This window comes from Aeromonas aquatilis (assembly GCF_054052405.1).
This window is the reverse complement of the sequence record NZ_JBSTYP010000002.1, coordinates 1-23,449: the sequence shown is the minus strand read 5'-3', so window position 1 is coordinate 23,449 and position 23,449 is coordinate 1. Positions and strand designations below refer to the sequence as shown.

Here is a 23,449-nt window from a genome sequence, read left to right as displayed (position 1 = left end):
CTCATGCTTGAGATCGGCATGCTGGATCTGGGCCTTCTCATGGGAGAGGGTGAGCTGGCGGGAGAGGTGGTGGCGTTGCTGGCTGCATCGCCCAAGATTTCCGAATTTATCAAACGCTCCCCGCTACAGGGCAAGTTGCTGAAAAAGCGCCTGCAGAGCTGGGGCGAGCAGCTTGGCGAGGAGATCCGTCACAAGCCGGTGCCGGTGGCGCTGGAGCAGGAGTACCTGCTCTATCAGGCGCATCGGCAACTGCCGATGACCGAGCTGATTGGTCGCCTGCCCGGCTTGCTGGAGTCGCTGGAGCAGTACAGCCCCTTCGCTGGGGAGGCCCGATCCTTGGTGCGCCAGCTGACGGCCCACCCCACCGAGGGGCTGCGCCAGCTCTTTATCGACAAGTGGCGCGCCAGTTTGGTGGGGAGCCTGCTGCAACTGCAGCAGCAGATCGCCGAGGCGGAGCGGGAGAAGCAGCGTCAGGAGATTGAAGATCAGCTGCTGGCGAGCCGCACCCTGGCCGATGCCCTCGATCCCAACCAGATCTCCGCTGGTGGTCTTTGGGATCTGGCGCAGGGACACTGGCACAAGCGCAGTCTGGTGCTGGTCAAGCAGTACGCCCGCATGTTGCAGCGCGAGCCTTTGCTGGCGGAAATTGCCGGTCTGCTCGGGCGCAGCGAACGGGATCGGCGGGCGCAGGAGCAACCTGTGCCGCCGGTTCAGGTGCTGGAGCTGGAGCCCGCTCCCAGCGACGATGTGCCGGATGATCTGGTGGGCATTCATCAGGCGAGCGATCTGATGCGGCTGCTGCCAAGCGAGGCGGTGATGCTGGGGCTGCCGGAGCTGGAGCTGGAGTTCTATCGCCGCTATCTGGAGCGGCGTCTGCTCAGCTACCAGTCACGTGGCACCTTGCCGCGCCAGCGCATCATGCTGCGCACTCCGGAGCAGGGGGGGCAGCAGTTGCAGCAGCGAGGCCCCTTTATCGTCTGCGTCGATACTTCGGGCTCCATGGGCGGTTATCCCGAGGAGTGTGCCAAGGCGCTGTTTCTGGCGCTGCTCAAGGTGGCGATGGATGAGAAGCGCGGCTGCTACCTGATGCTCTTCTCCACCGAGGTGGCGACCCTCGAGATCACCGCAGATACCGGGCTGGACAAGGCGGAGCGCTTTCTCTCCATGAGTTTTCACGGCGGTACCGATCTGGTGCCCTGCCTGGAAAAAGCGCTGGCCAAGCTCGATGATCCCGCTTTTGCCAAGGCGGATGTGCTGGTCATCTCCGACTTTATCGCCCAGAGCTTGCCCCATCCACTGCTCGATCAGATGAACCGCTATCGCCAGCGCCAGACCCGTTTTCATGCGGTGGCCATGTCCCGCCACGCCAAGCAGGCGCTGTTGCTGGTCTTTGACAACAGCTGGCTGCTCGATTGCGGCCTGCGCGGTCGGCTGCTTCGGCGCTGGCAGCATCACTAGTGACCGGAGAGGGCAACCCCTCTTGAGTGGTTATCCCGCGCCTCTTTTTCGCTGTGCGTCCCCGCTTTCATCCTAATGCTATGATATTGCAGTAAAATGTGACTAGCCTGCCATTCGGGCTCTCTGTCCGGGTGATAGCCTTTACAACCATTGTTACAGGGGAAAAGATGGTGATTTTCCGGCATCGGCTTGCCCGATGATCTTTCCCATTGATCCGGAGTATGTATGAGCCGACTTGCCTTGCTGCTGTTGCTGGCGGTGTTCGGGTTGGCAGCCAAACCCTTGTCCCCCGAGCAGTTGGAAAATGAACTGGGAGGGATGGAGCGGGTCTACCAGCCGATCGAGTTGCTGCGGGAGCGCCTTGCCCGTTTGCAGCGGGATGGCAACGCCTATCCGCCGTCGCAGCAGATGCGGATCAGTCGTCTGGCTTGCTGGGCCCAATCGGCCGATGACATGCAGGAGTCCCGTACCGCCATCGCCAATGCGGAGCGGATGCTGATCATTGCGCGCGAGCGGGGCGATGACGCCGCCGTGGCGGAGCTGACGATTTGCCGCGGCTGGTTCAATCAGCTGCTCGGTGAGGTAGCGAAGGCTCGTCACGATTACGATGAGGGGCTGCGGCTGGCAAGGGAGGCCGCCTTGCCAAAGCTGGAGGCGCTGGCGCTGGCCCGCCGGGGGGCCATGCTGTCTTTTCAGGGGGTCTCAGGCCAGGGACTGATGGATCTCACCAAGGCGCACAATATCTATGAGCAGCTGGGGTTGCCCACTTGCTATCACCAGGCGCAGCTCGAGATTGCAGCCACATTTCGTCGTATGGGTCTCTATGCCGAAGCGCTGGCCACTCTCAACCGGTTGAGCGAACACTTTGCCAGGAGCCACGACGGATTTGGCTCGGCAAGGCTAAGTGATCAACTGGCGATGGTCTATCTGCAGACCGGGCGTTATCAGGATGCGCTGGGCGAGCTTGAACGCAGTGCGACCTTTTATAATCAGCCTCAATATCTGATTGAGCATGCCGAACGCATGGTGATGCAGGCCGAGGCTTTGCTCGGGCTGGATCGCTCCGCTGATGCCGGACGCTTGCTGGCACACGCGGCGAGGTGCTCTCTCCCGACGTTGACCCCATCCTCCATGCGCATCTCGAGCTGGTGCGGGCGAGGTTGAGAGTCGAACAGCAGGAACCGGCGCCAGCCTTGCGTGCGCTTGAGAAGATTGAGCCGATTTTGAAGATGGAAGGACACGTGCGCTTTTTGCTCGAGCTCTACTGGGTACGCAGTCGGGCGCTCGAGTTGCAAGGTGACTATCCGGCAGCACTGGCCGCATTGCGGGAGCATCTGGTGCAGGAGCAGCGGCTCGATCAGCTGTTACGGGAACAGAACACGGCCTGGGTTCGCGGCGAGTTCGAACTGGCCCGTCAGGAGGGGGAGAACGAGCGACTGCGAGTCGAGCAGCGACTGCAGCAGCAGGATCTGGAGCAGGTCAAGGAGCGTCGTTTCTGGCTGCTGGTGGTGATGGTGCTCTGCGGGGTACTGGCGCTGCTGACGATGGGGTGGCTGCTGGATCGCAACCGTCGGATGCGTCGTCTGGCCTTTACCGATGAGCTGACCGGCATCAACAACCGCCGTCGGGTGCTGCGGCAGGGCAGCGATATGCTGGCGCTTGCTCGCAGGCAGGGCACGCCATTTTGTCTGCTGGTGTTCGATATCGATCACTTCAAGCGGATCAACGATACCCTGGGCCATCATCAGGGGGATCGGGTACTGCAGTGGGTCTCCCGGGCGGCCGCCCGTCAGCTTCGGCGTCAGGATCAGTGCGGGCGTATCGGTGGGGAGGAGTTTTTGATCCTGCTGCAGGATACCCGCCTTGAAGAGGCGTGCCGGGTGGCTGAGCGGGCGGCCAACCGGGCGCTGCCCGGCATGTCGTACCCGGTAACCATCAGTATCGGGTGTGCCGCTCTGCGAGAATATGATCAGGATCTGGCGGCCCTGATCCAGCGTGCCGACAATGCGTTGTATCGTGCGAAAGGGGCGGGGCGTAACCGGGTGGAAACAGACGATTGACGGGCTGGGTATTTTTCACTCGCGCGGGTATAATGTCGCGCAATTTTGCTTTGACTCAGGCGAGAAGACCCATGTAACGCAGCCCTCCTCCCGCTCTCCACCAGGTTGGCAAAACGCCAGCTGGCGTGGCTTTCGTTGCGTATACATGTGCCGTGAGCGGCATTTCGGATTTATTCCCACGGTGGCTGATGCCACCGCTCAATAGAAGAACGTTGAATTATGTCAGCTGAATTTCTGAGTGAAGTCTCCAAGAGACGCACTTTTGCGATCATTTCGCACCCGGATGCGGGTAAAACCACCATCACCGAGAAAGTCCTGCTGTTCGGACAGGCCATTCAGCGCGCCGGTACCGTCAAGGGTCGTGGCTCGGGCCAGCACGCCAAATCCGACTGGATGGAGATGGAAAAGCAGCGTGGTATCTCCATCACTACCTCGGTGATGCAGTTCCCCTATGCCGATTGTCTGGTCAACCTGCTCGATACCCCGGGTCACGAGGACTTCTCCGAAGATACCTACCGTACCCTGACGGCGGTCGACTGCTGCCTGATGGTCATCGATGCCGCCAAGGGTGTTGAAGACCGGACCCGCAAGCTGATGGAAGTGACCCGTCTGCGTGATACCCCCATCCTCACCTTCATGAACAAGCTGGACCGCGAAGTGCGCGATCCGATGGAAGTGATGGACGAGGTGGAGCGCGAGCTGAAGATCATGTGCGCCCCCATCACCTGGCCTATCGGCTGCGGCAAATCCTTCAAGGGGGTCTATCACCTCTACAAGGATGAAACCTATCTCTATCAGAGCGGTCAGGGCCACACCATCCAGGAGAAGCGGGTGGTCAAGGGGCTGAACAACCCGGATCTGGATGCCGCTGTCGGCGAAGATCTGGCTCAGCAACTGCGCGACGAACTGGAGTTGGTGCAGGGCGCCTCGCCCGAGTTCGATCACGATGCCTTTATCGCTGGCGAGATGACCCCGGTCTTCTTCGGTACTGCACTGGGTAACTTCGGTGTCGACCACATGCTGGATGGCCTGACCGACTGGGCGCCGTCTCCCATGCCGCGCAAGGCCGAGAGCCGCGAAGTGGTGGCGACCGAGGAGAAGTTCTCCGGCTTCGTGTTCAAGATCCAGGCAAACATGGATCCTAAGCACCGTGACCGTATCGCTTTTATGCGTATCGTGTCAGGTACTTACAGCAAGGGCATGAAGATGCGCCATGTGCGTATCGGCAAGGATGTGAACATCTCCGACGCCGTGACCTTTATGGCTGGTGACCGTGAGCAGGCGGAGGACGCCTTCGCCGGTGACATTATCGGTCTGCACAACCACGGTACCATCCAGATCGGCGACACCTTCACCCAGGGTGAAGATCTCAAGTTCACCGGTATCCCGAACTTTGCTCCGGAACTGTTCCGCCGCATCCGTCTGCGCGATCCGCTCAAGCAGAAGCAGCTGCTCAAGGGGCTGGTGCAGCTCTCCGAAGAGGGGGCGGTGCAGGTGTTCCGTCCGCTGATCAGCAACGATCTCATCGTCGGTGCGGTCGGTGTGCTGCAGTTTGACGTGGTGGTTTCGCGCCTCAAGAGCGAGTACAACGTCGAGGCCATCTACGAGGCGGTCAACGTCTCCACCGCCCGCTGGGTGGAAGGAACCGACGTCAAGAAGTTCGAAGAGTTCAAGCGCAAGAACGAGGTCAACCTGGCCCTCGATGGCGGTGACAACCTCACCTATATCGCACCGACCATGGTCAACCTGCGCCTGGCTCAGGAGCGCCACCCCGACGTGGAGTTCCGCCAGACTCGCGAGCACTGATACTGCTTACCAAATCCCGCCAGATGGCGGGATTTTTTTATGCATCAAGGAGAGGTGATGGTTGAATCGATGAATCCTGCCTGCTCGGCTCTGGCTGAGAGTTATCTGTTATCCCTGCCGGTGACAGCACGGGCTCGTCATGTCTCAGCGGACTACTTCTGTGCTGATGAACACAATGCCAACCTCTGTGCCGCGCTGGTGGTAGCAGGACGCAAGCGAGCGACCTGTAGCCTCGCTTACTGGTATCTGGAGAAGGGCGAGCGGATACCGGAACAGGGGGACTTGCTGGTGGTAACCGACTGGAGTGGTCTGCCCAAGGCGCTGGTTGAAATAGTCTCGGTCACCTTGTGCCCATTCGATGAGGTTGATGCTGCGTTTGCCGCCGAGGAAGGGGAGGGCGATGGCTCTCTGGCTTGGTGGCGCGAGGCTCATAAGGCCTTCTTCGAGCGCGAGATGAAGGCGGAAGGAAGAGAATTTGATGAGCAAGCCACGCTGGTACAGGAGCGATTCCGAGTAGTGGCGCTGCCATAATAAACGAAGCTGCAAGCAGGGGAGACTCCTGCTTGCCGCTATTACCTTAGAGCGCCAGGTCCAGCACCATGCAGATCTCGCAATCCCCGTGGCCGGTGCAGCCAAGGGGGCCGGGTAGATGTTCAAAGCCCAGTGATTCATAGAGGCTGGTGGCTTCGCGCAAGACCTCGGTCGTCTCCAGATAGCAGCGGCGATAGCCCAAACCACGAGCGGCATCCAGCGCCTGCAACACCAGCCGCTTGCCCAGACCCAGACTACGCAGGGCGGGCAGGAAGTACATTTTCTGCAATTCGCAGACTCCCTCTTCTCCAGCCAGCGGCGCTATGCCACCGCCACCGAGGATGGAACCGTCAGGCCCCTCGATGACCCAGTAGCGGCTCGCCTCCTCCTGATAGGTTTGATAGAGCCTGTCCAGATTGGGGTCAGAGACGCCATATCCCTTGTCGGCGGTGAGGCCATATTCCGCCGAGACGGTGCGGATAACTGTCGCGATGTAGGGATTGTCTGCTTCTGTGATAGGGCGAATATGGTAGCCCTGCTGGCGACGAGCGCGGGAGAGGGCGCTGCGGTAGAGCAGCATGCCGCTCCACAGCTGTTCGCGCTCGGATTGGCTCAACTGCGCCAGCATCTCCTCCATCGCCCCATCCATCTCCCGGTGCAACTCCAGCAACATCCCCTGACCGTTGACGGTGAGGCGGGCCTCCTTGCTGCGGCCATCGGAGGGATGAGGATGCCAGCTGATAAGGTCGCGCTCGGCCAGGCGGGCCAACGGGCGGCTGGTGTTGGATTTGTCGATGTGCAGCTTTTCTGCCAGCTGCTGGTTGGTGGCTGGGGCGTTTTCCAGCTCGATCAGCAGGTGTGCTTCGATGGGGGTGAGCGCCAGCTGGCCGCACTGCTGGGAGAGCATACCGAGTTCACGAACCAGGTCGCGCGACAGGGCGCGCAGGGGACGGGGATCCATGTCGTGGTTTCCTTTTTAGTTGTGTATAACAACTAAAATAGTCTAAAGGTTGTAATGCGCAACCTTTTTCTCCGTCCTGTTTATCCGGGGGCTGCGGTGATTGCCCACTATCAGCCTTTGGCGGCCGGAATGCCCCATTCGTTCAAAATACCCCATTCGTTCAATCTGGCCTGCCACTGCTGGCGCCCTTCATTGATCCGAAACGGCCCCAGTTGCCATGGCGTTGGCATGGCTTGCTCCAGTGTGCGGGCCAGCAGTTGTTTGGCCCAGCCGGAGCGGTCGAGCCCCTGCCAGCTACCGCCCTGTAACTGCAGCATGGAGATGACCTGACGCAGTTCGTGCAATCTGCCGATACTCTGCTCTTGCTTGAGCTGGCGCACCCTGGCCTGGGATGGCAGTAGCCAGCCCAGCAAGCGGGCGGTACGACTGGTAGCCGGTTGGCGCAGTGCCTGGATGCCATCGTCCAGCACCTTGAAGTAGGGCTGGGCGAGCGTTATACCCAGCATGTCCAGGGTATGAGGGGAAAAGCGCGCTGCATCGGAGTGGGTTGGCAGATTCAGGGTGTTAGCCTCGACCTGCTGCAGGTAGTGGTTGTTCTCCTCCTTGAGCTGCTGCGCCAGCTCTCGCACCTGAGGGAGGGATAACCGGGCCAGGATCGCCAGATCGATACGGGTCGCCGGGATCGGATCCGCCGGGGGCAGATGCTGTCCATCCAGTTCGGCTTGCAGGTTGGCGGCCGCTCTGGTCAGTTTTGCCAGCGTCTGACAGGCTGGCCGATTGGCCAGCTGGCGGGTGATCTCCTGCTCCAGTTTGAGATGCTCCATGGCCTCCTGCTCTCTTAGCTGGGCCGCCTTTTGCAGTGCGATCGTTGGATTGGGCACATCAGCCCCTGGTATCGGCGAGGGGGTGGCAAGGGGGACTGGCGGCAGCGGTTCGGCTCGCACCGCGAAGCTGAACGCCAGCACCCCTTCGAGTTTGAAGTGACGACCCAGAATGCCATCCTGCCCGCTCTCATGGGCGAAGGCGTGATAGAGCGCGCCACGGCCATGTCCGGCCAGCAGTCGGTTCATCAGGTTTGCAATCTCCTCCTTGCGGGAGGGAAGGGCATGGATCTTGACCTGTGCGCCGTCGGGCGTGTCGAGCAAGCCAAGATAGCGGCCGATCTCGGGTTGTTGCAGGTAGTCTCGCAGATACTCCGTATGGCGCTCACGTTTGGCTGGTTCGGCGTCTAGATAGTGTTGCAGCACCTGTTTCAGCTCCAGCGCCAGTTGCTGCAGTTCGGGTTCTTCCAATGATCTCGGCGGAAGGGGCTGACTGCGTAATTGGCAGGATTTGCTGCCAAAGGCGCCCTTGAGAGTGACATAACGCCCGATCTCACCGGCGGGAGCCGTGACCAGCGTTTGGAGGAGCGCCTTGCCGTCCGGCAGTTTTTTCAGCTGGTTGAGCAGGGTGACCAGATGGGTCAGGGGAGCTGCTGCCGCCAGCGTCGGCTTGCCTAGTTCATTGCGCATCTGCCCGGCACCCAGCAGATCATCCAGCGTGGTCTGCTGTTCGGGGTGCTGTTGCAAATAGCCCGAGAGCCCCTTGCGCAGTTCGCGATTCAACTGCTGCTGACTATCGGGTGCCAACGCTGGCGAGGTCGGCAGCGTCAGTTCGGGGCGCTCGGAGGCAGGAGCGGTCAGGTTGCGAACCTGGTTCACCAGGCGACCGCCGGGATTGTTCTGGTGACGGGTTGGTGTTGCGATAGTTGCGAGTGGGGCGGTGGGTTCGATTTTCATGATGAGCTCCTTGCTTACTGCTGCGCTGCGTAGAGTCGGGGCGTGAGGTCATGAGCCAGCCCGGCAAGTTGACCCATCAGGTTGTCGAGCAGTGGCTCATCGCAGTGGGCGAGAAAAATCTGGCCGTAGAGGGTGAGGGTTGGCACATCGCCCTCCAGCCCGAGCCAGGCACCACCCATCAGGTTGACTTCGCTATTGAGGCTCAGCCAGTGCTGCAGGTTGGTGGGGGTCAGGCTATTGGCATCCAGCGGGCCTGTCATGGGGGTGGTGATGAGCAGTACGCTCTCATCGGGAGCGACCTCCAGCAACCACTCTCTATCCTGCGGATCCAGCAAGAGAAGCATCCGGTTTTTCTCATCCGGGGCCGAGGGTGCTTGCGCACCGGATAGGCGGGCAAGCCAGTGATAAACAGGGTGATGTGGCATGGCGGACTCTCCCTTTGGCAACGTGTCGGGAAGAGTATTCCATGGTGGGGCGGCGCTATCTGTCAGTGCTGGCCGCAATTATGGCGGGAAAGGACGAACGGCAGCCCCGATGACGATGCTGCCGCAGGATAAGGGAAGCCGTCAGGCCGCGGCTCTCACCCCCAGTTCCGGGCGGCGGGAGAAGCAGCGGGCGAGCAGCAGCATGGTGGCCACGCCTATGGTGCCCAGTACCAGCCAGGGGAGGGCCGGTTGCCCCTGTTGCAGCGAGAAGTCATAGAGGGAGCCGCCGCCCACGTAGCCGGTCATGCCACCCAGCGCCAGCCCGAGGCGGCTGAAGCCCATGTAGCTACCACGAGCATTGGGGTTGGCGAGTTTGGTCATCAGGGTCTCCCGGGCCGGTTCACAGATGATGATCCCCAGATAGAAGCAGGCCAGTAGCACGAAGATGCCGGAGAGGGTGCTGACAAACGCAACCAGCCCAATCCCCACCGTCATCAGCAGGATACCCGCCATCAGTCGGCTCTCCAGCCGGTAGCGCCGCTCGCTGAAACGGGCGATGGGGTAGAGCAGTGCCAGCGACAGAGCCGTTTCGAGGCTGTACATCCAGCCCACCGCCGTGGTGGTGCCCGCCAGTTGCTTGACCAGGATCGGAAAGATCAGCATCACCTGTACCCACAGCATGTAGTAGCCGCTCAAGATCAGCACCAGTCGACAGAAGGCGCGATCCGCTAACACCTGCCCCAGCCCCTCCCGCATCGGTGTTGGTTTGACCGAGAGGCGGTAGGCGGGCAGCATGGTCCAGTTGCAGAGGGCGGCCAGGGTGAATAGCCCGGCGCCCAGCAGGCAGACGTAGGTGAAGTCAAAGCACAGCAGCCAGCTGCCGAGCAGGGCGCCGGTCACGGCTCCCGCGCTCTCCAGCATCATCAGCAGGGAGATGAAGCGGCCCCGTTCATGGGGACGGGTGAATTTGATCACCAGGGCGGCCCGTGGCGGATCAAACAGACAGCCGCCCAGACCCGAGAGAAAGCAGGAGAAGATCAGCATGGCGCCGCTGTCGGCCCAGGCCAGGGTGGCGAAGCCCACCGCCCGCAGCAGCATGCCGGTGACGATGAGCGGGCGGGCGCCGAAACGGTCTGCCAGCGAGCCGCCGAAGATCCCCAGCCCCTGCTGGGTCAGCTGGCGAAGGCCGAGGGCCAGCCCCACCAGCCCCGCCGCCCAGCCGAGCTGATCGACGAAGCGCAGGCTGATCATCGGCATCACCACAAAGAAACCCAGGATCACCAGTGTGGTATCCAGCGCCAGAAACCAGCGTCCCCAAAACCTCGCCCTATCGATCATAACGCCCTCTCATTCATAGATACCTTCATTCTGGAGAGGGTTTAGATATAGTGGTAGACGACAACTACCTATATTTCATATCAGGATTATTTATGTCTATGGATCTGGACGATCTGCAACTGCTGCTGGATGTGGCCGAGCTGGGCAGCTTCAGTCAGGCGGCGGCCATTCGTGGCTGGTCGCAGCCGCTGGTGAGCCAGCGTATTGCCCAGCTGGAAGAGAGCCTCGGTGCGCCGCTGTTTCAGCGCCATCGGCGCGGGGTGACGCCGACCCGTGCCTGCGAGCAGTTTCTGCCATCGGCCCGTTCGGCACTGGCCACCCTGAGTGAGGGAAGACTGGCACTGCAGGGGGCGCCAGCCTTGCCTTGTATTCGTCTTGCCAGCCTGCCCTCTCTGACTGCTGTGGTATTCGGTTCCTTGTTGATGGAGCTGGTGGACGAGCCCTTCGAGATCCGCTGCACCACGGATCACTCCGGGGTCATCATGCAGGAGTTGCTGACCGGGGTGACCGATATCGGCTTTGTGCTCAAGTGTCCGCCGGTGGCGGGCCTGCAGATGGAGCTGCTCTGTTGCTCCCCCATCATTGCCATCGCCTCGCCGCTGCATCCCTTGGCGGGTTGCCATGGCCTGACCCTGCAGGATATCGCCGACCAGCGGCTGGCGCCTCAGGTGTGGGGGCCGGGGTGTGACGTCTTTATCCAGCAGTTGCGGCGGCTGCGGCGGGCGGCCAGCCCCCTGCATGCGGTACAGCCCGCCAGTGCGGCTCGGGATTTGGCGCTGGAGCACGGGTTTATCACCCTGATGCCGGAGCTGGCTATCAAGCGGGATCTGGAGGTGGGGCGGCTGGTCAGGCTCGATGTGCGCAATTTGCCGCAGGAGCATTGGGACGTGATGATGGCGTGGCGCGGTGGCAAGCGGCCCAATCCGGCACGCGAAGCGGTGCTATCCACCGCCCGCACACTGGCGAAACGGTGGCGCAACGAGGGGTGAATGGCAAGAGGGGGCAGCAGTGTAAAAGGGTTGGCGCGGCCAGTGGCGATTGGCTACATTGGGTGCTGGCTTTCGATTTGATCACTGATTTGAAAGGAGAATTCCATGTTTTCATGGCAGTTGGACGACGAGCTTGCGCTGCTCTTCTTGCAGCCCGATATGGCGAGCGAACTGTTTGCCCTCTGCAATGACAACCGGGAGTACCTCTCCCAGTGGCTACCCTGGCCGCCACTGATCCTGCGCCCCGTCGACAGCGCCCTCTTCATTCGCAGTGCCATCGAGAAGTTCGCCCGGGGCGAGGGGCTCACCACCGCCATCGAGTATCAGGGGGAGGTGGTGGGGGTTATCGGTTACAACAGCATCGATCACGACCTTGGCAAGGTGGTCATCGGTTACTGGCTGGCGGAGCGCTGGCAGGGTAACGGCATCATCACCCGTGCCTGTCAGGCCCTGATCCATCACGCCTTCGAAGAGATGGGGATGGAGAAGGTGGAGATCAGCGCCGCCACCGATAACGAGCCCAGCAGGGCTGTTTGTGAACGGCTCGGGATGCAGCTTGAGGGGGTGACACGGCGCGCAGAGCGGCTGGGCAACCGGATTGTGGACCATGCCCACTACAGCCTGCTGCGCGATGAGTGGCTAAGACAGAGGGAGTCCTGATGGCGCTGCCACATATCAAGACGGCCCGCACCCACCTGACCATACTGTCGCCGGATCAGGCCCCCATGATGCTCGACTTCTACCGGCGCAACCGCGACCACCTTACCCCTTGGGAGCCGCTTCGGGACGAGCACTTTTACACCCTCTCGTACTGGCATGCCCGGCTGCAGGACAGCTACAGCCAATTCTTCAACTGCACCGGTGTCAATCTGGTGGCCCTCGATCCGGCTGGCGAGCGGGTGATCGCCACCTGCAATTTCAGCAATATCCTGATGGGAGTCTTCAAGGCGTGTCATCTGGGCTATGCCATCGACCAACAGCATCAGGGGCAGGGGGTGATGAGAGAGGTGCTGTCAGCCGCCATCGACTACCTGTTTCGGGAGCACGATCTGCATCGCATCATGGCTTGCTATATGCCAGCCAATCAGCGCAGTGGCGCCTTGCTGGAGCGGCTCGGCTTCGAGCGGGAGGGATTCGCGCGGGCTTATCTGATGATCAATGGCCGCTGGGAGGATCACATCCTCACCTCGCTGATTAATCCGGCCCCCTGAGCGACAGATAAAAAAACGGGCCCGAAGTTGCCTTCGGACCCGTCTTCGAATGAGGTGCAGGCTTAGTTGGCCTTGGCATCGCTCACTGCAGCTTCAACCTTGGTAGCCGCTTCGGTAGCAGCTTTTTCTACGGTTGCAGTCGCTTCGGAGGTGGCCTTCTCTACGGTAGAGGTGGCTTCGCTAGCGGCTTTTTCTACAGTGGCAGCAACTTCGGCGGCCGGAGCAGCAGCAGGAGCGGCAGCTTTTTCTTCTTTCTGACCGCAAGCAGTCAACATCAGACCCAGGATACCGGCTACCAGTACTTTGTTCATGTGCATTCCCTCAAATAAATATGGAGAGATGGTCTGTGCAACCATCACAGCGCCCACCGTTGCCCGGTATTGAAACAAGAAGCCGGGAGGCAGCAGGCGGGCGCAATATAGCCCCATTAGTTACCGATGAAAACGGATATCACAATGACATTTTTTCGTGCCGTTGATAAAAAGCTCCACTGCAACGACTGATATCAATACAAGATGCCGTTAAATAGTGCCGATTGCACAATAAAACACCGCCTTTCTGCCATCTTGTGGCGGTTTAACAAGGTCAAGGTTGCTCAAGCGCGGCCGATGGCCCACACCTTAGTCAGACAGCTTCTGACAGGGCAGCCGTTTTCCCTCAAGGTGGCTCTGACGGGCCAGATCCAGCAGCGCCATCACCGCCAGCGCTTCACTTGCTGGCACCGGATTGCTTGCCTCGCCTTTGATGGCGGCGCAGACACCGCGATAGTAGGCGCCATAATCCCCCGCTTCACCCACCACGCTCTGCTGCTGTAACTGACCATCGACGATGCGGCTGAGCTGACCGGGTTCACTATCCATGCCCCAATCCGCCGCCGGTGGCCGCTTGCCCAGCTTGAGCTGATCTTCCTGCACATCCATACCGAATTTCACGAACGAGCCTTGGTTGCCGTGGACGATGAAACGCGGCATGGTGGCCGAGACCAGACAGCTGCCATGCAGAATAACCCGCAGAGCACCGTAACCCAGCACCACATGGAAGTAGTCGTCCGCCAGTGCGCCGGGGCGCTGCTCGGCCAGATCGGCCTGCAACCAGTCCGGCTGGCCGAACAGCTGCAGCGCCTGATCCAGTACATGGGGGCCGAGATCGAACCAGAGTCCGGAACCCGGGCCACCCGCTTCGCGCCAGCGCTGGCGAACCTCGGGGCGATAGCGATCGAAGTGCGACTCGAACTGGGCGATCTGCCCCAGTGTCCCCTCGGTAATCAGACGGCGCACGGTGAGAAAATCCCCGTCCCAACGGCGGTTGTGAAAGATGCTGAGCAGTCGCTGCTGCTTTTCCGCCAGCTCGACCAGCGCTTGCGCCTCGGCCAGATCCAGTGCAAAGGGCTTGTCGATCACCACATGTTTGCCTGCCAGCAGCGCCTGGCGGGCGAGGGGGGCATGGGTGTCGTTGGGGGTGGCGATCACCACCAGATCGACGGTCTCATCCCTCAGCACCTCCTCCAGTGAACCGACTCGGCAGCTGGGCAGATCGGCCTGCACCTTGGTGGCATCGCGGCTCACCACCCAACTCAGGGACAAGCCCGGCGTGGTGGAGAGGAAGGGGGCGTGAAAGGTCTTGCCTGCAAAGCCATAGCCCACCAGGGCTGCGTTGAGAGTGTGGCTCATCGGGAGTTCTCCGCTGACATCGAGTGAGTGGGGTTGCCATCACAGGCTCTCTGCCGGATGGCCATGTGCTGTAAAGGCGATACAAACGAGAAGGGGGCCGATGGCCCCCTGAGTGTGCCCATCAGAGCACAGGATTTATTGCAAACACAAGCGGCGGCCGCGGCGGGTCATCAGCATCACCAGAGGCGGCAGCAGCAGCCACATATGCAGTGCCAGCTGGCTGAGCGGGTCGTGCATCAGGGCGCCGGTCAGGCCAACCAGAGCACCGGAGCCGCTCATCTGAAACAGGCCGAGCAGGGCGGCGGCGGTACCGGCACAGTGGCCGAACGGTGCCAGCGCCATCCCGGCGGCAGCGCCCAGGATCATGGCAAAGCCGATGCTGGAGAGGAATACCGGCCCCATCATCGCCAGCGGATGCTCGATGTGCATGGCCAAAGTCAGGGTGATGGCCGAGAGTATCAACACCAGCAGGCCGATGCGCAGGGTGCGTCTTGGCCCCACCTTGGCAATAAAGCGCGGCGCCATGAAGCAGGCCAGAATGTTGAGCGCGGCGTTGGCGGTAAACCAGTAGCTAAAGCCGCTCATATCGAGCCCCAGTTTCACCATCAGCTGCACCGGTGCGGCGGTGACATAGGCAAGGATCACTGCCATCGCCAGCATGCACAGCGACGCGTTGAACAGGAAACTGGGGGAGCGCAGCACCGGGCTGTAGCGAGACCAGCTGATGAGGGCCCCTTCACTGCGGGTCTCCTCCGGGCGGGTCTCCGGCATCCGCCACAGCAGCCAGCTGCCGACGATGAGCGCATAACCGGCCATAAACCAGAAGTTGGCAGACCAACCCGCCTTGGCGGTGAGCCAGCCACCGAGCAGGGGGGCCAGCGCAGGAATAAAGCAGATGGCGCCATTGAGATAGGAGATCATCTGGCCGCTCTTTTTCGGGCCATAGCTGTCACGCACCACCGAGAAGGCGGCGACCGAGGTGGCGCAGGCGCCGAAGCCCTGCAGCACCCGGGCCAGCATCAATTCGCCGAGGCTGGCGGCAAAACCGGCCCCTAGCGCGCTCAGGCCATAGAGCAGCACGCCGCCCAGCGCGATGGGCTTGCGACCGTAGCGATCGGCCAGCGGGCCAACAAGCAGTTGCCCCAGTCCCATGCTGAACAGGAACCAGGTGATGGTGCCCTGCATCAGAGTTACTTCGGCGCCCAGCTGCTCGGCCATCTGCGGAATGGCGGGCAGGTAGATGTCGATAGCCAGCGGACTGAACAGCACCAGTAGTACGAGTAAAAGTATCAATGGCATCTGTCACCTCTTTAGTCAGCCAGGTTAATGAATTGGGGCGCGAGTCTACTGACTCACAGTAATGAATAGAAATGGTATTTAATCACTTTGGTTATTCCATTATGGAAACATGTATTAAAAAGCTGGTTATTAGATGGCTTCCAATCACCCGCAACCCCATCACAGCGGGTGTAATTGGCGCTTTTACTAAACGCTTGCGCCGCATAGAATGCGCAGATTATTTTTGCGGAGGTGCTCGATGAACAAGCTTGTCCTGGCAACAGGTAACCAGAAAAAGGTGAAGGAGTTGGCCGCCATGCTGGCCGACATGAAGATCCAGGTGATCCCGCAGAGCGAGTTTGCTGTCTCCGATGCCGATGAGACCGGCACCACCTTCGTCGAGAATGCCATCATCAAGGCCCGCCACGCCGCCCGCATTACCGGCCTGCCAGCTGTCGCCGATGACTCCGGTCTGGAAGTGGATCTGCTGCACGGTCGCCCTGGCGTCTACTCCGCCCGCTTCGCCGGCGAACATGCCAACGACAAGGCCAACATCGAGAAGCTGCTCGGCGAGCTGCAAGGTGCCCCCGAGTACCTGAAGAGCGCCCGCTTCTGGTGTGTGCTGGTCTATATGCGCCACGCCGACGATCCCACCCCAATCATCTGTCAGGCGAGCTGGGAAGGGATGATCATCGACGAGCCGCGCGGTCAACACGGTTTCGGCTATGACCCCGTCTTCTTCGTGCCGGATCACGACTGCACCGCCGCCCAGATGCCCGCCGAACTGAAAAACCAGCTGAGCCATCGTGGTCAGGCTCTGGCCAAGCTCAAAGCGGCGCTGGCTGCGGCGCACTGAGTCACTTCGCCACCTTGTCGGTTACACACGGCCAATCACACATAGTCATCTACAATGGGGGCCTTGAGCCCCCGTTTTATTGGAAGCCCCATGCTGCAACTGCCGCCGCTCTCTCTCTATATTCATGTGCCCTGGTGCGTCCAGAAGTGCCCTTACTGTGACTTCAACTCCCATGCCCAGAAGGGGGAGTTGCCTCACCTCGAATATGTCGCCGCCCTGCTGGAAGATCTGGATCAGGATCTGAAGTGGGCGCAGAGGCGGCCGCTCTCCTCGATCTTTATCGGCGGAGGCACCCCCAGCCTGTTGACGGTGGAGGCGATGCAAGCCTTGCTGGATGGGGTACGGGCCCGTATTCCGCTCGCCGCAGATTGCGAGATCACCATGGAGGCCAATCCGGGCACGGTGGAGGCAGACAAGTTCGCCGGTTTCCAGCGCGCCGGTATCAACCGCATCTCCATCGGGGTGCAGAGCTTCCAGCAGGAGAAGCTGACCCGCCTTGGTCGCATTCACGGCCCGGAAGAGGCGCGTAAGGCCGCCGCACTGGCCCACACCATCAAGTTGCCTACCTTCAATCTGGATCTGATGCACGGTCTGCCGGATCAGAGTCTGGATGACGCCCTTTATGACCTGCAGCAGGCTATCGACTGCGCCCCGCCGCACCTCTCCTGGTATCAGCTCACCATCGAGCCGAACACGGCGTTTGCCTCCAAGCCGCCCAAGCTGCCGGAAGATGACACCCTGTGGGACATCTACGAGCAGGGCCACGCCATGCTCACCGCCAGCGGTTATCGGCAGTACGAGATCTCGGCTTATGCCAAAGAGGGCTATCAGTGCCATCACAACCTCAACTACTGGCGTTTCGGCGACTATCTGGGGATCGGCTGTGGCGCCCACGGCAAGGTGACTGATCTCGCGGATCAGCAGATCCTGCGCACCGCCAAGGTGAAGCATCCGAAAGGGTATCTGGACAAGAGTCGCCCCTATCTGGACGAGCAGTGGCAGGTGACGTCAGACGATCTGCCGCTCGAATACTTTATGAACCGCTTCCGCCTGTTTGAACCTGCCCCCAAGGCGGAGTTCGAGGCCTATACCGGCTTGCCGCTGGAGCGGGTTGAGACGGTGCTCGCCATCGCCCGGAGCAAAGAGCTTATCGAGGATCTGGGCGACAGCTGGCAGCTTACCTCCCTCGGCCATCGCTATCTGAACGTATTGCTAGAACTCTTTATGGATGAGTGAAAGCTGGCTCACGATCTGGCTGCGAAGCCGTGATCAAGGTTCATGCGCTGCTCTTCACCTTGCTGACAGCTTCTCGCGACAGGTCGTGAGCCAGTTTTGGCGAGAACCGTGTTTCGAGATAACAATCAGGGCGCCAATGGCGCCCTGATTGTTTTGGTCGGTAGAAACCCGCTCAGCAGCAGACGCGGATCATCTGCTGTTGGCCGGGCTCCCACCGCTTGCCGAATTTGGCCTTGCGCTGGTAACTCCCCTTGCCCTTCTTGTTGCGCTCGACCCGGCTGCGAAACAGGGGATCGGAGAGCAGGGCATGCAGATGGTTATCCTTTATTTCGCCGCGCTGATGGGCATAGTTGCCCCCTTGCGCATTTTCCTCACGGGGGAGGGCGGGTTGGTCGACCCGAATCTTGGCCATGATGGCTCCTCTTCTCTGTCCTTGGTGTGTTGATTCTTGTGTCTGGATGGTGGTTTTCGCTGCGGGCGCCTGTTCAGCTGAGCGCCCGGCAACCGGATGCACTGGCACCGGTTAAAAACGCGGCGATTTTGTCACCAAATCGCCGCCGGAGCAATGCGTCGGACGCGCCGAGTCAGTCACACTGAGCCAGGCACGCTCAGTCAGACATACCATGTCAGCCGTGAACCGGGTCATGCTGGTCGTGGCTGTGGTGCTCGTGATGGGCCGGGGCGCCAGATTCCAGCGTCTCGAGGATGGCGCAGTGCTCCGCCGAGCGGGGGCCGCCGCAGCAGATATTGGAGAGCTCGCGCAGGTTGTCGCGAAAGCGGGTCAGTTCGATGATCTTCTGCTCCACCTGGGCCAGCTTGGTGTCGGCCACTGCTTTCACCTCCTGACAGGTGACTTTGGCCTTGTTGGTATCGAGGTCGAGCAGCTCGCCGATATCGGCCAGCGAGAATCCCACCGACTTGGCGCGAATGATGAACTCCAGCCGTCGCTTGTCCTGTTCGCTGTAGAGGCGGTAGCCGGATTCGTTACGGATCCCCGGTGAGATAAGCCCGTTCTTCTCGTAAAAACGCAGGGTATCTGCCTTGACCCCGCATGCCTTGGCCAGTTCACCGATCCGATACATGCTCTCTCTCCCCTTGAATGTATGCCGCCACAAAAACCGGAATCCACTATCACCCCTTTGCCAATGGATTGCCAGCCAAGGGCATAAAAGGGGCAGATAAACATCTCCTGGCGACCCTTTTTCCCATAAAACACTGAAAGTGAAAACGTTTCGAGAAAACCAAGTGGAAAACGTTTAACGCCGCGCCAAATAAGGCTTTGCTGTTTCAAAAAATCCACCACCCGTCACATTTTTTGTGTAGAATACGCGCCCATAACAGAGCGCCGCACCAAGCGGGCATTTCCTAAAACGCTTTTGCCGGATGTCGGGGCGAGAGTGGTTTGCGAAATCCCCCACTTCCATTTATTTGGGGACTCTCTGTGTTGAGCCTCGCCTCCCATGGAACGGTCCCCGTTATGTTGAGGACGATAGTGTGATGGAACAAGCTCGACCCATTCGCCGTGCACTGCTGAGTGTGTCTGACAAAACTGGCATTCTGGAATTTGCCAAGGCACTCAACGAGCGTGGTATTGCCCTGCTCTCCACGGGCGGTACCGCCAAGCTGCTTGGCGAGGCGGGTCTGCCGGTGACCGAGGTCTCCGACTACACGGGTTTCCCTGAAATGATGGATGGCCGGGTCAAGACCCTGCATCCCAAGGTTCATGGCGGCATCCTCGGTCGTCGGGATCAGGATGACGCCATCATGGCCCAGCACGCTATCTCCCCCATCGACATGGTTGTCGTCAACCTCTATCCCTTTGCTGCCACCGTGGCCAAAGCGGGCTGCACCCTGGCGGATGCGGTCGAGAACATCGACATCGGCGGCCCGACCATGGTGCGTTCTGCCGCCAAAAACCATAAAGATGTCGCTATCGTCGTCAAAGCTGCCGACTACGATCGGGTTATTCGCGAGATGGATGCCAACGGCAACAGCCTGAAACTGGCGACCCGTTTCGATCTGGCCATCGCAGCCTTCGAGCACACCGCCGCCTACGATGGCATGATCGCCAACTACTTCGGCACCCTTGTTCCTAGTTATGGGGTTCCTTCCTACGGTGACAACAAGGAGGGTGACGAGGAGTCCCGCTTCCCGCGCACCTTCAACAGCCAGTTCATCAAGAAGCAGGACATGCGTTACGGCGAAAACAGCCATCAGGCCGCTGCCTTCTACGCCGAAGAGCATGCCGCTCCGGGTTCTGTCTCCAGCGCGACCCAGCTGCAGGGCAAGGCGCTCTCCTACAACAACATCGCCGATACCGACGCGGCGCTGGAGTGTGTGAAGGAGTTCGACGAGCCGGCCTGCGTCATCGTCAAGCATGCCAACCCCTGCGGTGTGGCCATCGGTAACGACCTGCTGAGTGCCTACGATCGCGCTTACCAGACCGACCCCACCTCCGCCTTTGGCGGCATCATCGCCTTCAACCGCGAGCTGGATGGTGCCACTGCCGCAGCCATCGTGGCCCGCCAGTTTGTTGAGGTGATCATCGCTCCGACTGTCAGTCAGGAGGCCCGCGAAGCGGTCGCTGCCAAGCAGAGCGTGCGTCTGCTTGAATGCGGTCAGTGGACTGCTCCGGCGCAAGGGTTTGACCTCAAGCGCGTCAATGGCGGCTTGCTGGTGCAGGAGCGCGATCTCGGCATGGTGACGCTGGGCGACCTGACCGTGGTCAGCAAGCGTCAGCCGACCGAGGCCGAGCTGCAAGATCTGCTGTTCTGCTGGAAAGTGGCCAAGTTCGTCAAATCCAACGCCATCGTCTACGCCAAAGATGGCCAGACCATCGGCGTTGGCGCCGGCCAGATGAGCCGCGTCTATTCGGCCAAGATTGCCGGTATCAAGGCGGCAGATGAAGGGCTGACCGTGGCGGGCTCCGTCATGGCCTCCGATGCCTTCTTCCCGTTCCGCGACGGCATTGATGCAGCAGCTGCTGCCGGTATCTCCTGCGTGATCCAGCCGGGTGGCTCGATGCGCGATCAGGAGGTGATCGACGCCGCCGACGAGCACGGCATGTGCATGGTCTTTACCAACATGCGCCACTTCCGTCACTGATGGATCAGGGCCGCCACGGGCGGCCCTTTTGTTGTCTCTTTTCCACTGACTATTGCGACCGGCTTCCCTCTGGCGGAAGCCTGTGACCCACATAGAAGCGAGCGATACGATGAAAGTACTGATCATTGGCAATGGTGGCCGCGAACACGCCCTGGCCTGGAAGGCCAAACACTCCCCGCTGGTACGCCACGTTTTTGTGGCGCCGGGCAACGCAGGCACCCAGCTTGAGCCGGGGGTCGAGAACGTCGCCATCGAGGCGACCGATATCGAAGGGCTGCTGGCCTTTGCCAAAGAGAAGCAGGTCGGCCTCACCATCGTCGGGCCGGAAGCGCCGCTGGTGAAAGGGGTGGTGGATGCCTTCCGCGCCACCGGTCAGCCGATCTTTGGCCCGACCGCTGCCGCTGCCCAGCTGGAAGGCTCCAAGGCTTTCACCAAGGATTTCCTGGCCCGTCACGTCATCCCGACCGCCGAGTACCAGAACTTCACCGAAGTGGAGCCTGCGCTCGCCTACCTGCGCGAGAAGGGCGCCCCCATCGTCATCAAGGCCGATGGTCTGGCGGCGGGCAAGGGGGTGATTGTCGCCATGACCTTGCAGGAAGCGGAAGATGCGGTGCGCGACATGCTCTCCGGCAATGCCTTTGGCGAAGCGGGTTCCCGGGTGGTGATTGAGGAGTTTCTGGAGGGGGAAGAGGCGAGCTTCATCGTCATGGTCGATGGCGAGCACGTGCTGCCGATGGCCACCAGTCAGGATCACAAGCGGGTTGGCGACGGTGATACCGGCCTCAACACCGGCGGCATGGGGGCATACTCCCCGGCGCCTGTGGTGACCGCCGAGGTACATCGACGCGTGATGGAGCAGGTGATCATGCCGACCGTGCGCGGCATGGCGGCCGAAGGCAACGTCTACACCGGTTTCCTCTACGCCGGTCTGATGATCGACGGCGCAGGCAATCCCAAGGTGATCGAGTTCAACTGCCGCTTTGGCGATCCCGAGACCCAGCCCATCATGCTGCGGATGCAATCCGATCTGGTGGAGCTCTGCCTGGCCGCTTGCGCAGGCAAGCTGGATCAGAAAGAGGCCATCTATGATCCCCGCGCCGCTATCGGCGTGGTGTTGGCGGCGGGAGGCTATCCCGGCGATTACAGCACCAACCACCCCATCAGCGGCTTGCCGGTGGATGAAGTGGCCGGTGAGAAGGTGTTCCATGCCGGTACCCGCCTGGAGGGCGATACCAGCCTGACCGCTGGCGGCCGCGTGTTGTGCGCCACCGCCCTCGGCCACACCGTGGCCGAAGCCCAGCAGCGCGCCTATCAGCTCGCTGGCCGCATCAAGTGGGATGGCGTCTTCTACCGCAAGGATATCGGCTGGCGCGCCATTGCTCGCGAACAGGAGTAACTGACGCACGCAAATGGCCAGCTGATTCAGACCCCGCTACGGCGGGGTTTTTTGTCCCTGTTTACCGCTTTCAACCATCCTCATGCTGCGTGTCACCTGCGTTCAATCAGTTACCAAGCGCAAACAAGCGCGGCATATCTGTCACTATTTGCCACAAAAAACAGCATTTTTCACAAACGTTTCACCATGAGTCATGGCATCATGCTGGTGATGAATTCTTGTTTGGATTCATAAGTACCCCTAACAATTCGAGCATGTCGTTATATAAGGAAATCCCATGTTGAAAACCGTCCGCCCCCTGCTGCTGCCCCTGATGTTTGGCCTGATGACCCTGCCTGCCGTGGCGGGTGATCTGGAACAGCCGATGAAGAAGATTGGCTTCAACTACAAGCAGGCCGTCAAGGCTGATGATGCAGCCACCATGGAGAAGCACATCAACGAGATGAAGGCCCAGCTGGATGTGGCCAAGCAGAAGAACATGCCGGCCGCCAAGAAAGAGAAATTCCTTGAAGGGATGAACGAGGTACAGACCGAGCTGGACGCCAGCCTGGCCGCACTCAAGGCGGGTGATGAGGCCAAGGCGCGCGAACATCTGGCCAAGGTCAACGACCTGAAGAAGGAGTACCACAAATATGCCAAGCAAAAAGGGTGAGCCCTTTCGCTGGGATGCGCTGGTTCGCCTGACTCACTGGGGTTTGGCGGCAGTCTGCATCGGCAACCTCTGGGTTAACGAAGCGGGGGAGGAGTGGCACGAGTGGCTAGGTTATTCGGCCATCGCACTGGTCTCCTTGCGTCTGCTCTGGGGGCTCACCTTCGCCCGTAGTTACGCCCGCCTCGGCGCCCTCATCCCCAGTGGTGATGACTTTCGTCAGCAGGCGCGCGAGATGCGTGAGCGGCAGCCTCCGGCACCGGGTCATCACGGCAGCGGCAAGCTGGCCGTGTGGGCGCTCTGGCTGGTTGTGCTGGCCACTGCTGGCAGCGGCTGGTTTCAAAATACCGAGACGGGATTTGAACTGGGGGCTGACGAGTGGCATGAGTGGTGCGTGGTGGCGCTACAGGGGCTGATAGGTCTGCACCTGCTGGCCATCGTCTTCACCTCCTGGCGTCAGCGCAGCAATCTGGTTACCCGGATGTTGCCCGCCGGGCGGCGCTCGTCCATCCAGAGCGGCAGCAACGAGCAAACCTGAGGCTCAGCATTAGGCTCCTTGTCTCTGAGTGAGGCGCCTGATCCGGACCCTGCCCAGACCCGCCCATGGCGGGTCTCAGACTGCTGACAAACCCCTGGACGCCGATCCCGGGGTTTGATCTAATTGCTGCATGGTCAATAAATGGACTGCACCATGCTCAGAGA

At 60.7% G+C, this 23,449-nt stretch carries 23 protein-coding genes; 14 read left to right on the top strand and 9 right to left on the bottom strand.

All coding sequences use genetic code 11. From position 1 onward, the window contains the following. Nucleotides 1-3: 3 nt before the first annotated feature. From viaA to ACW5W8_RS00880, 5 genes are all read left to right on the top strand, one after another. The gene (gene viaA, locus ACW5W8_RS00900; protein ID WP_498625991.1) at nucleotides 4-1,458 is read left to right on the top strand and encodes an ATPase RavA stimulator ViaA; all 1,455 of its coding nucleotides are present in this window, start codon (nucleotides 4-6) and stop codon (nucleotides 1,456-1,458) included. A gap of 225 nt (nucleotides 1,459-1,683) precedes the next feature. Further along, entirely contained in the window at nucleotides 1,684-2,622 is a 939-nt protein-coding gene (locus ACW5W8_RS00895) for a tetratricopeptide repeat protein (protein ID WP_498625990.1), read from the top strand. Further along, nucleotides 2,559-3,518: a GGDEF domain-containing protein gene (locus ACW5W8_RS00890; protein WP_498625989.1), complete on the top strand. Its 960-nt coding sequence runs from the start codon at nucleotides 2,559-2,561 to the stop codon at nucleotides 3,516-3,518. The genes ACW5W8_RS00895 and ACW5W8_RS00890 overlap by 64 nt, the downstream gene beginning before the upstream one ends. A 216-nt stretch (nucleotides 3,519-3,734) precedes the next feature. Beyond that, nucleotides 3,735-5,324 carry a peptide chain release factor 3 gene (gene prfC, locus ACW5W8_RS00885; RefSeq protein ID WP_085942998.1) on the top strand — a complete coding sequence of 530 codons (1,590 nt, stop codon included), beginning with the start codon at nucleotides 3,735-3,737 and terminating at the stop codon, nucleotides 5,322-5,324. Between the two features lie 57 nt (nucleotides 5,325-5,381). Continuing rightward, nucleotides 5,382-5,855 (top strand): ASCH domain-containing protein, encoded by a 474-nt coding sequence (locus tag ACW5W8_RS00880; protein ID WP_498625988.1) that lies wholly within the window; start codon nucleotides 5,382-5,384, stop codon nucleotides 5,853-5,855. A gap of 46 nt (nucleotides 5,856-5,901) precedes the next feature. Here the strand turns inward: ACW5W8_RS00880 and ACW5W8_RS00875 are convergent, their stop codons facing one another. The 4 genes from ACW5W8_RS00875 to mdtH all read right to left on the bottom strand — a co-directional run bounded on the left by ACW5W8_RS00875 (nucleotide 5,902) and on the right by mdtH (nucleotide 10,357). Continuing rightward, nucleotides 5,902-6,816 (bottom strand): bifunctional helix-turn-helix transcriptional regulator/GNAT family N-acetyltransferase, encoded by a 915-nt coding sequence (locus ACW5W8_RS00875; RefSeq protein ID WP_498625987.1) that lies wholly within the window; start codon nucleotides 6,814-6,816, stop codon nucleotides 5,902-5,904. A gap of 110 nt (nucleotides 6,817-6,926) precedes the next feature. Continuing rightward, on the bottom strand, nucleotides 6,927-8,594 hold the full coding sequence (locus tag ACW5W8_RS00870) for a hypothetical protein (protein WP_498625986.1): 1,668 nt from the start codon (nucleotides 8,592-8,594) through the stop codon (nucleotides 6,927-6,929). 14 nt (nucleotides 8,595-8,608) lie between these two features. Next, the gene (locus tag ACW5W8_RS00865; RefSeq protein WP_498625985.1) at nucleotides 8,609-9,019 is read right to left on the bottom strand and encodes a type III secretion system chaperone; all 411 of its coding nucleotides are present in this window, start codon (nucleotides 9,017-9,019) and stop codon (nucleotides 8,609-8,611) included. 141 nt (nucleotides 9,020-9,160) lie between these two features. Beyond that, the gene (gene mdtH, locus ACW5W8_RS00860) at nucleotides 9,161-10,357 is read right to left on the bottom strand and encodes a multidrug efflux MFS transporter MdtH (RefSeq protein ID WP_498625984.1); all 1,197 of its coding nucleotides are present in this window, start codon (nucleotides 10,355-10,357) and stop codon (nucleotides 9,161-9,163) included. Nucleotides 10,358-10,449: 92 nt separating this feature from the next. Between mdtH and ACW5W8_RS00855 the strand changes: the two genes are divergently transcribed. The 3 genes from ACW5W8_RS00855 (at nucleotide 10,450) to rimJ (ending at nucleotide 12,557) form a co-directional block, all read left to right on the top strand. Further along, nucleotides 10,450-11,346, top strand: a complete 897-nt coding sequence (locus ACW5W8_RS00855) for a LysR family transcriptional regulator (RefSeq protein WP_498625983.1) — start codon at nucleotides 10,450-10,452, stop codon at nucleotides 11,344-11,346. Nucleotides 11,347-11,451: 105 nt separating this feature from the next. Then, nucleotides 11,452-12,006 (top strand): GNAT family N-acetyltransferase, encoded by a 555-nt coding sequence (locus ACW5W8_RS00850; protein WP_429075766.1) that lies wholly within the window; start codon nucleotides 11,452-11,454, stop codon nucleotides 12,004-12,006. Beyond that, on the top strand, nucleotides 12,006-12,557 hold the full coding sequence (gene rimJ, locus ACW5W8_RS00845; RefSeq protein ID WP_498625982.1) for a ribosomal protein S5-alanine N-acetyltransferase: 552 nt from the start codon (nucleotides 12,006-12,008) through the stop codon (nucleotides 12,555-12,557). The genes ACW5W8_RS00850 and rimJ overlap by 1 nt, the downstream gene beginning before the upstream one ends. A 62-nt stretch (nucleotides 12,558-12,619) precedes the next feature. Here rimJ and ACW5W8_RS00840 read toward each other — a convergent pair whose 3' ends face one another. The 3 genes from ACW5W8_RS00840 to ACW5W8_RS00830 all read right to left on the bottom strand — a co-directional run bounded on the left by ACW5W8_RS00840 (nucleotide 12,620) and on the right by ACW5W8_RS00830 (nucleotide 15,526). Beyond that, nucleotides 12,620-12,868: a hypothetical protein gene (locus ACW5W8_RS00840; protein ID WP_005340533.1), complete on the bottom strand. Its 249-nt coding sequence runs from the start codon at nucleotides 12,866-12,868 to the stop codon at nucleotides 12,620-12,622. A gap of 309 nt (nucleotides 12,869-13,177) precedes the next feature. Further along, entirely contained in the window at nucleotides 13,178-14,227 is a 1,050-nt protein-coding gene (locus ACW5W8_RS00835) for an oxidoreductase (protein ID WP_498625981.1), read from the bottom strand. A 135-nt stretch (nucleotides 14,228-14,362) separates the two neighbouring features. Further along, nucleotides 14,363-15,526, bottom strand: a complete 1,164-nt coding sequence (locus ACW5W8_RS00830) for a multidrug effflux MFS transporter (protein ID WP_498625980.1) — start codon at nucleotides 15,524-15,526, stop codon at nucleotides 14,363-14,365. 238 nt (nucleotides 15,527-15,764) lie between these two features. Between ACW5W8_RS00830 and ACW5W8_RS00825 the strand changes: the two genes are divergently transcribed. Together ACW5W8_RS00825 and hemW are read left to right on the top strand one after the other, a co-directional pair. After that, the gene (locus ACW5W8_RS00825) at nucleotides 15,765-16,361 is read left to right on the top strand and encodes an XTP/dITP diphosphatase (RefSeq protein WP_498625979.1); all 597 of its coding nucleotides are present in this window, start codon (nucleotides 15,765-15,767) and stop codon (nucleotides 16,359-16,361) included. Between the two features lie 90 nt (nucleotides 16,362-16,451). Beyond that, nucleotides 16,452-17,597 (top strand): radical SAM family heme chaperone HemW, encoded by a 1,146-nt coding sequence (gene hemW, locus ACW5W8_RS00820; protein ID WP_498625978.1) that lies wholly within the window; start codon nucleotides 16,452-16,454, stop codon nucleotides 17,595-17,597. A gap of 172 nt (nucleotides 17,598-17,769) precedes the next feature. On the opposite strand, the gene ACW5W8_RS00815 is transcribed toward hemW, so the two are convergent. Next, entirely contained in the window at nucleotides 17,770-18,009 is a 240-nt protein-coding gene (locus ACW5W8_RS00815) for an alternative ribosome-rescue factor A (protein WP_005340543.1), read from the bottom strand. A gap of 214 nt (nucleotides 18,010-18,223) precedes the next feature. Beyond that, nucleotides 18,224-18,679 (bottom strand): Zn(2+)-responsive transcriptional regulator, encoded by a 456-nt coding sequence (gene zntR, locus ACW5W8_RS00810; RefSeq protein ID WP_005341244.1) that lies wholly within the window; start codon nucleotides 18,677-18,679, stop codon nucleotides 18,224-18,226. 415 nt (nucleotides 18,680-19,094) lie between these two features. Between zntR and purH the strand changes: the two genes are divergently transcribed. The 4 genes from purH to ACW5W8_RS00790 all read left to right on the top strand — a co-directional run bounded on the left by purH (nucleotide 19,095) and on the right by ACW5W8_RS00790 (nucleotide 23,285). Further along, complete coding sequence (gene purH, locus ACW5W8_RS00805; protein WP_498625977.1) at nucleotides 19,095-20,702, top strand: bifunctional phosphoribosylaminoimidazolecarboxamide formyltransferase/IMP cyclohydrolase; 1,608 nt, start codon at nucleotides 19,095-19,097, stop codon at nucleotides 20,700-20,702. Between the two features lie 109 nt (nucleotides 20,703-20,811). Continuing rightward, complete coding sequence (gene purD, locus ACW5W8_RS00800) at nucleotides 20,812-22,098, top strand: phosphoribosylamine--glycine ligase (RefSeq protein WP_498625976.1); 1,287 nt, start codon at nucleotides 20,812-20,814, stop codon at nucleotides 22,096-22,098. Nucleotides 22,099-22,375: 277 nt separating this feature from the next. Continuing rightward, on the top strand, nucleotides 22,376-22,750 hold the full coding sequence (locus ACW5W8_RS00795; protein ID WP_005349056.1) for a cytochrome b562: 375 nt from the start codon (nucleotides 22,376-22,378) through the stop codon (nucleotides 22,748-22,750). Then, on the top strand, nucleotides 22,731-23,285 hold the full coding sequence (locus tag ACW5W8_RS00790) for a cytochrome b/b6 domain-containing protein (RefSeq protein ID WP_498625975.1): 555 nt from the start codon (nucleotides 22,731-22,733) through the stop codon (nucleotides 23,283-23,285). Before ACW5W8_RS00795 ends, ACW5W8_RS00790 begins: the two co-directional genes overlap by 20 nt. Nucleotides 23,286-23,449: the final 164 nt, after the last annotated feature.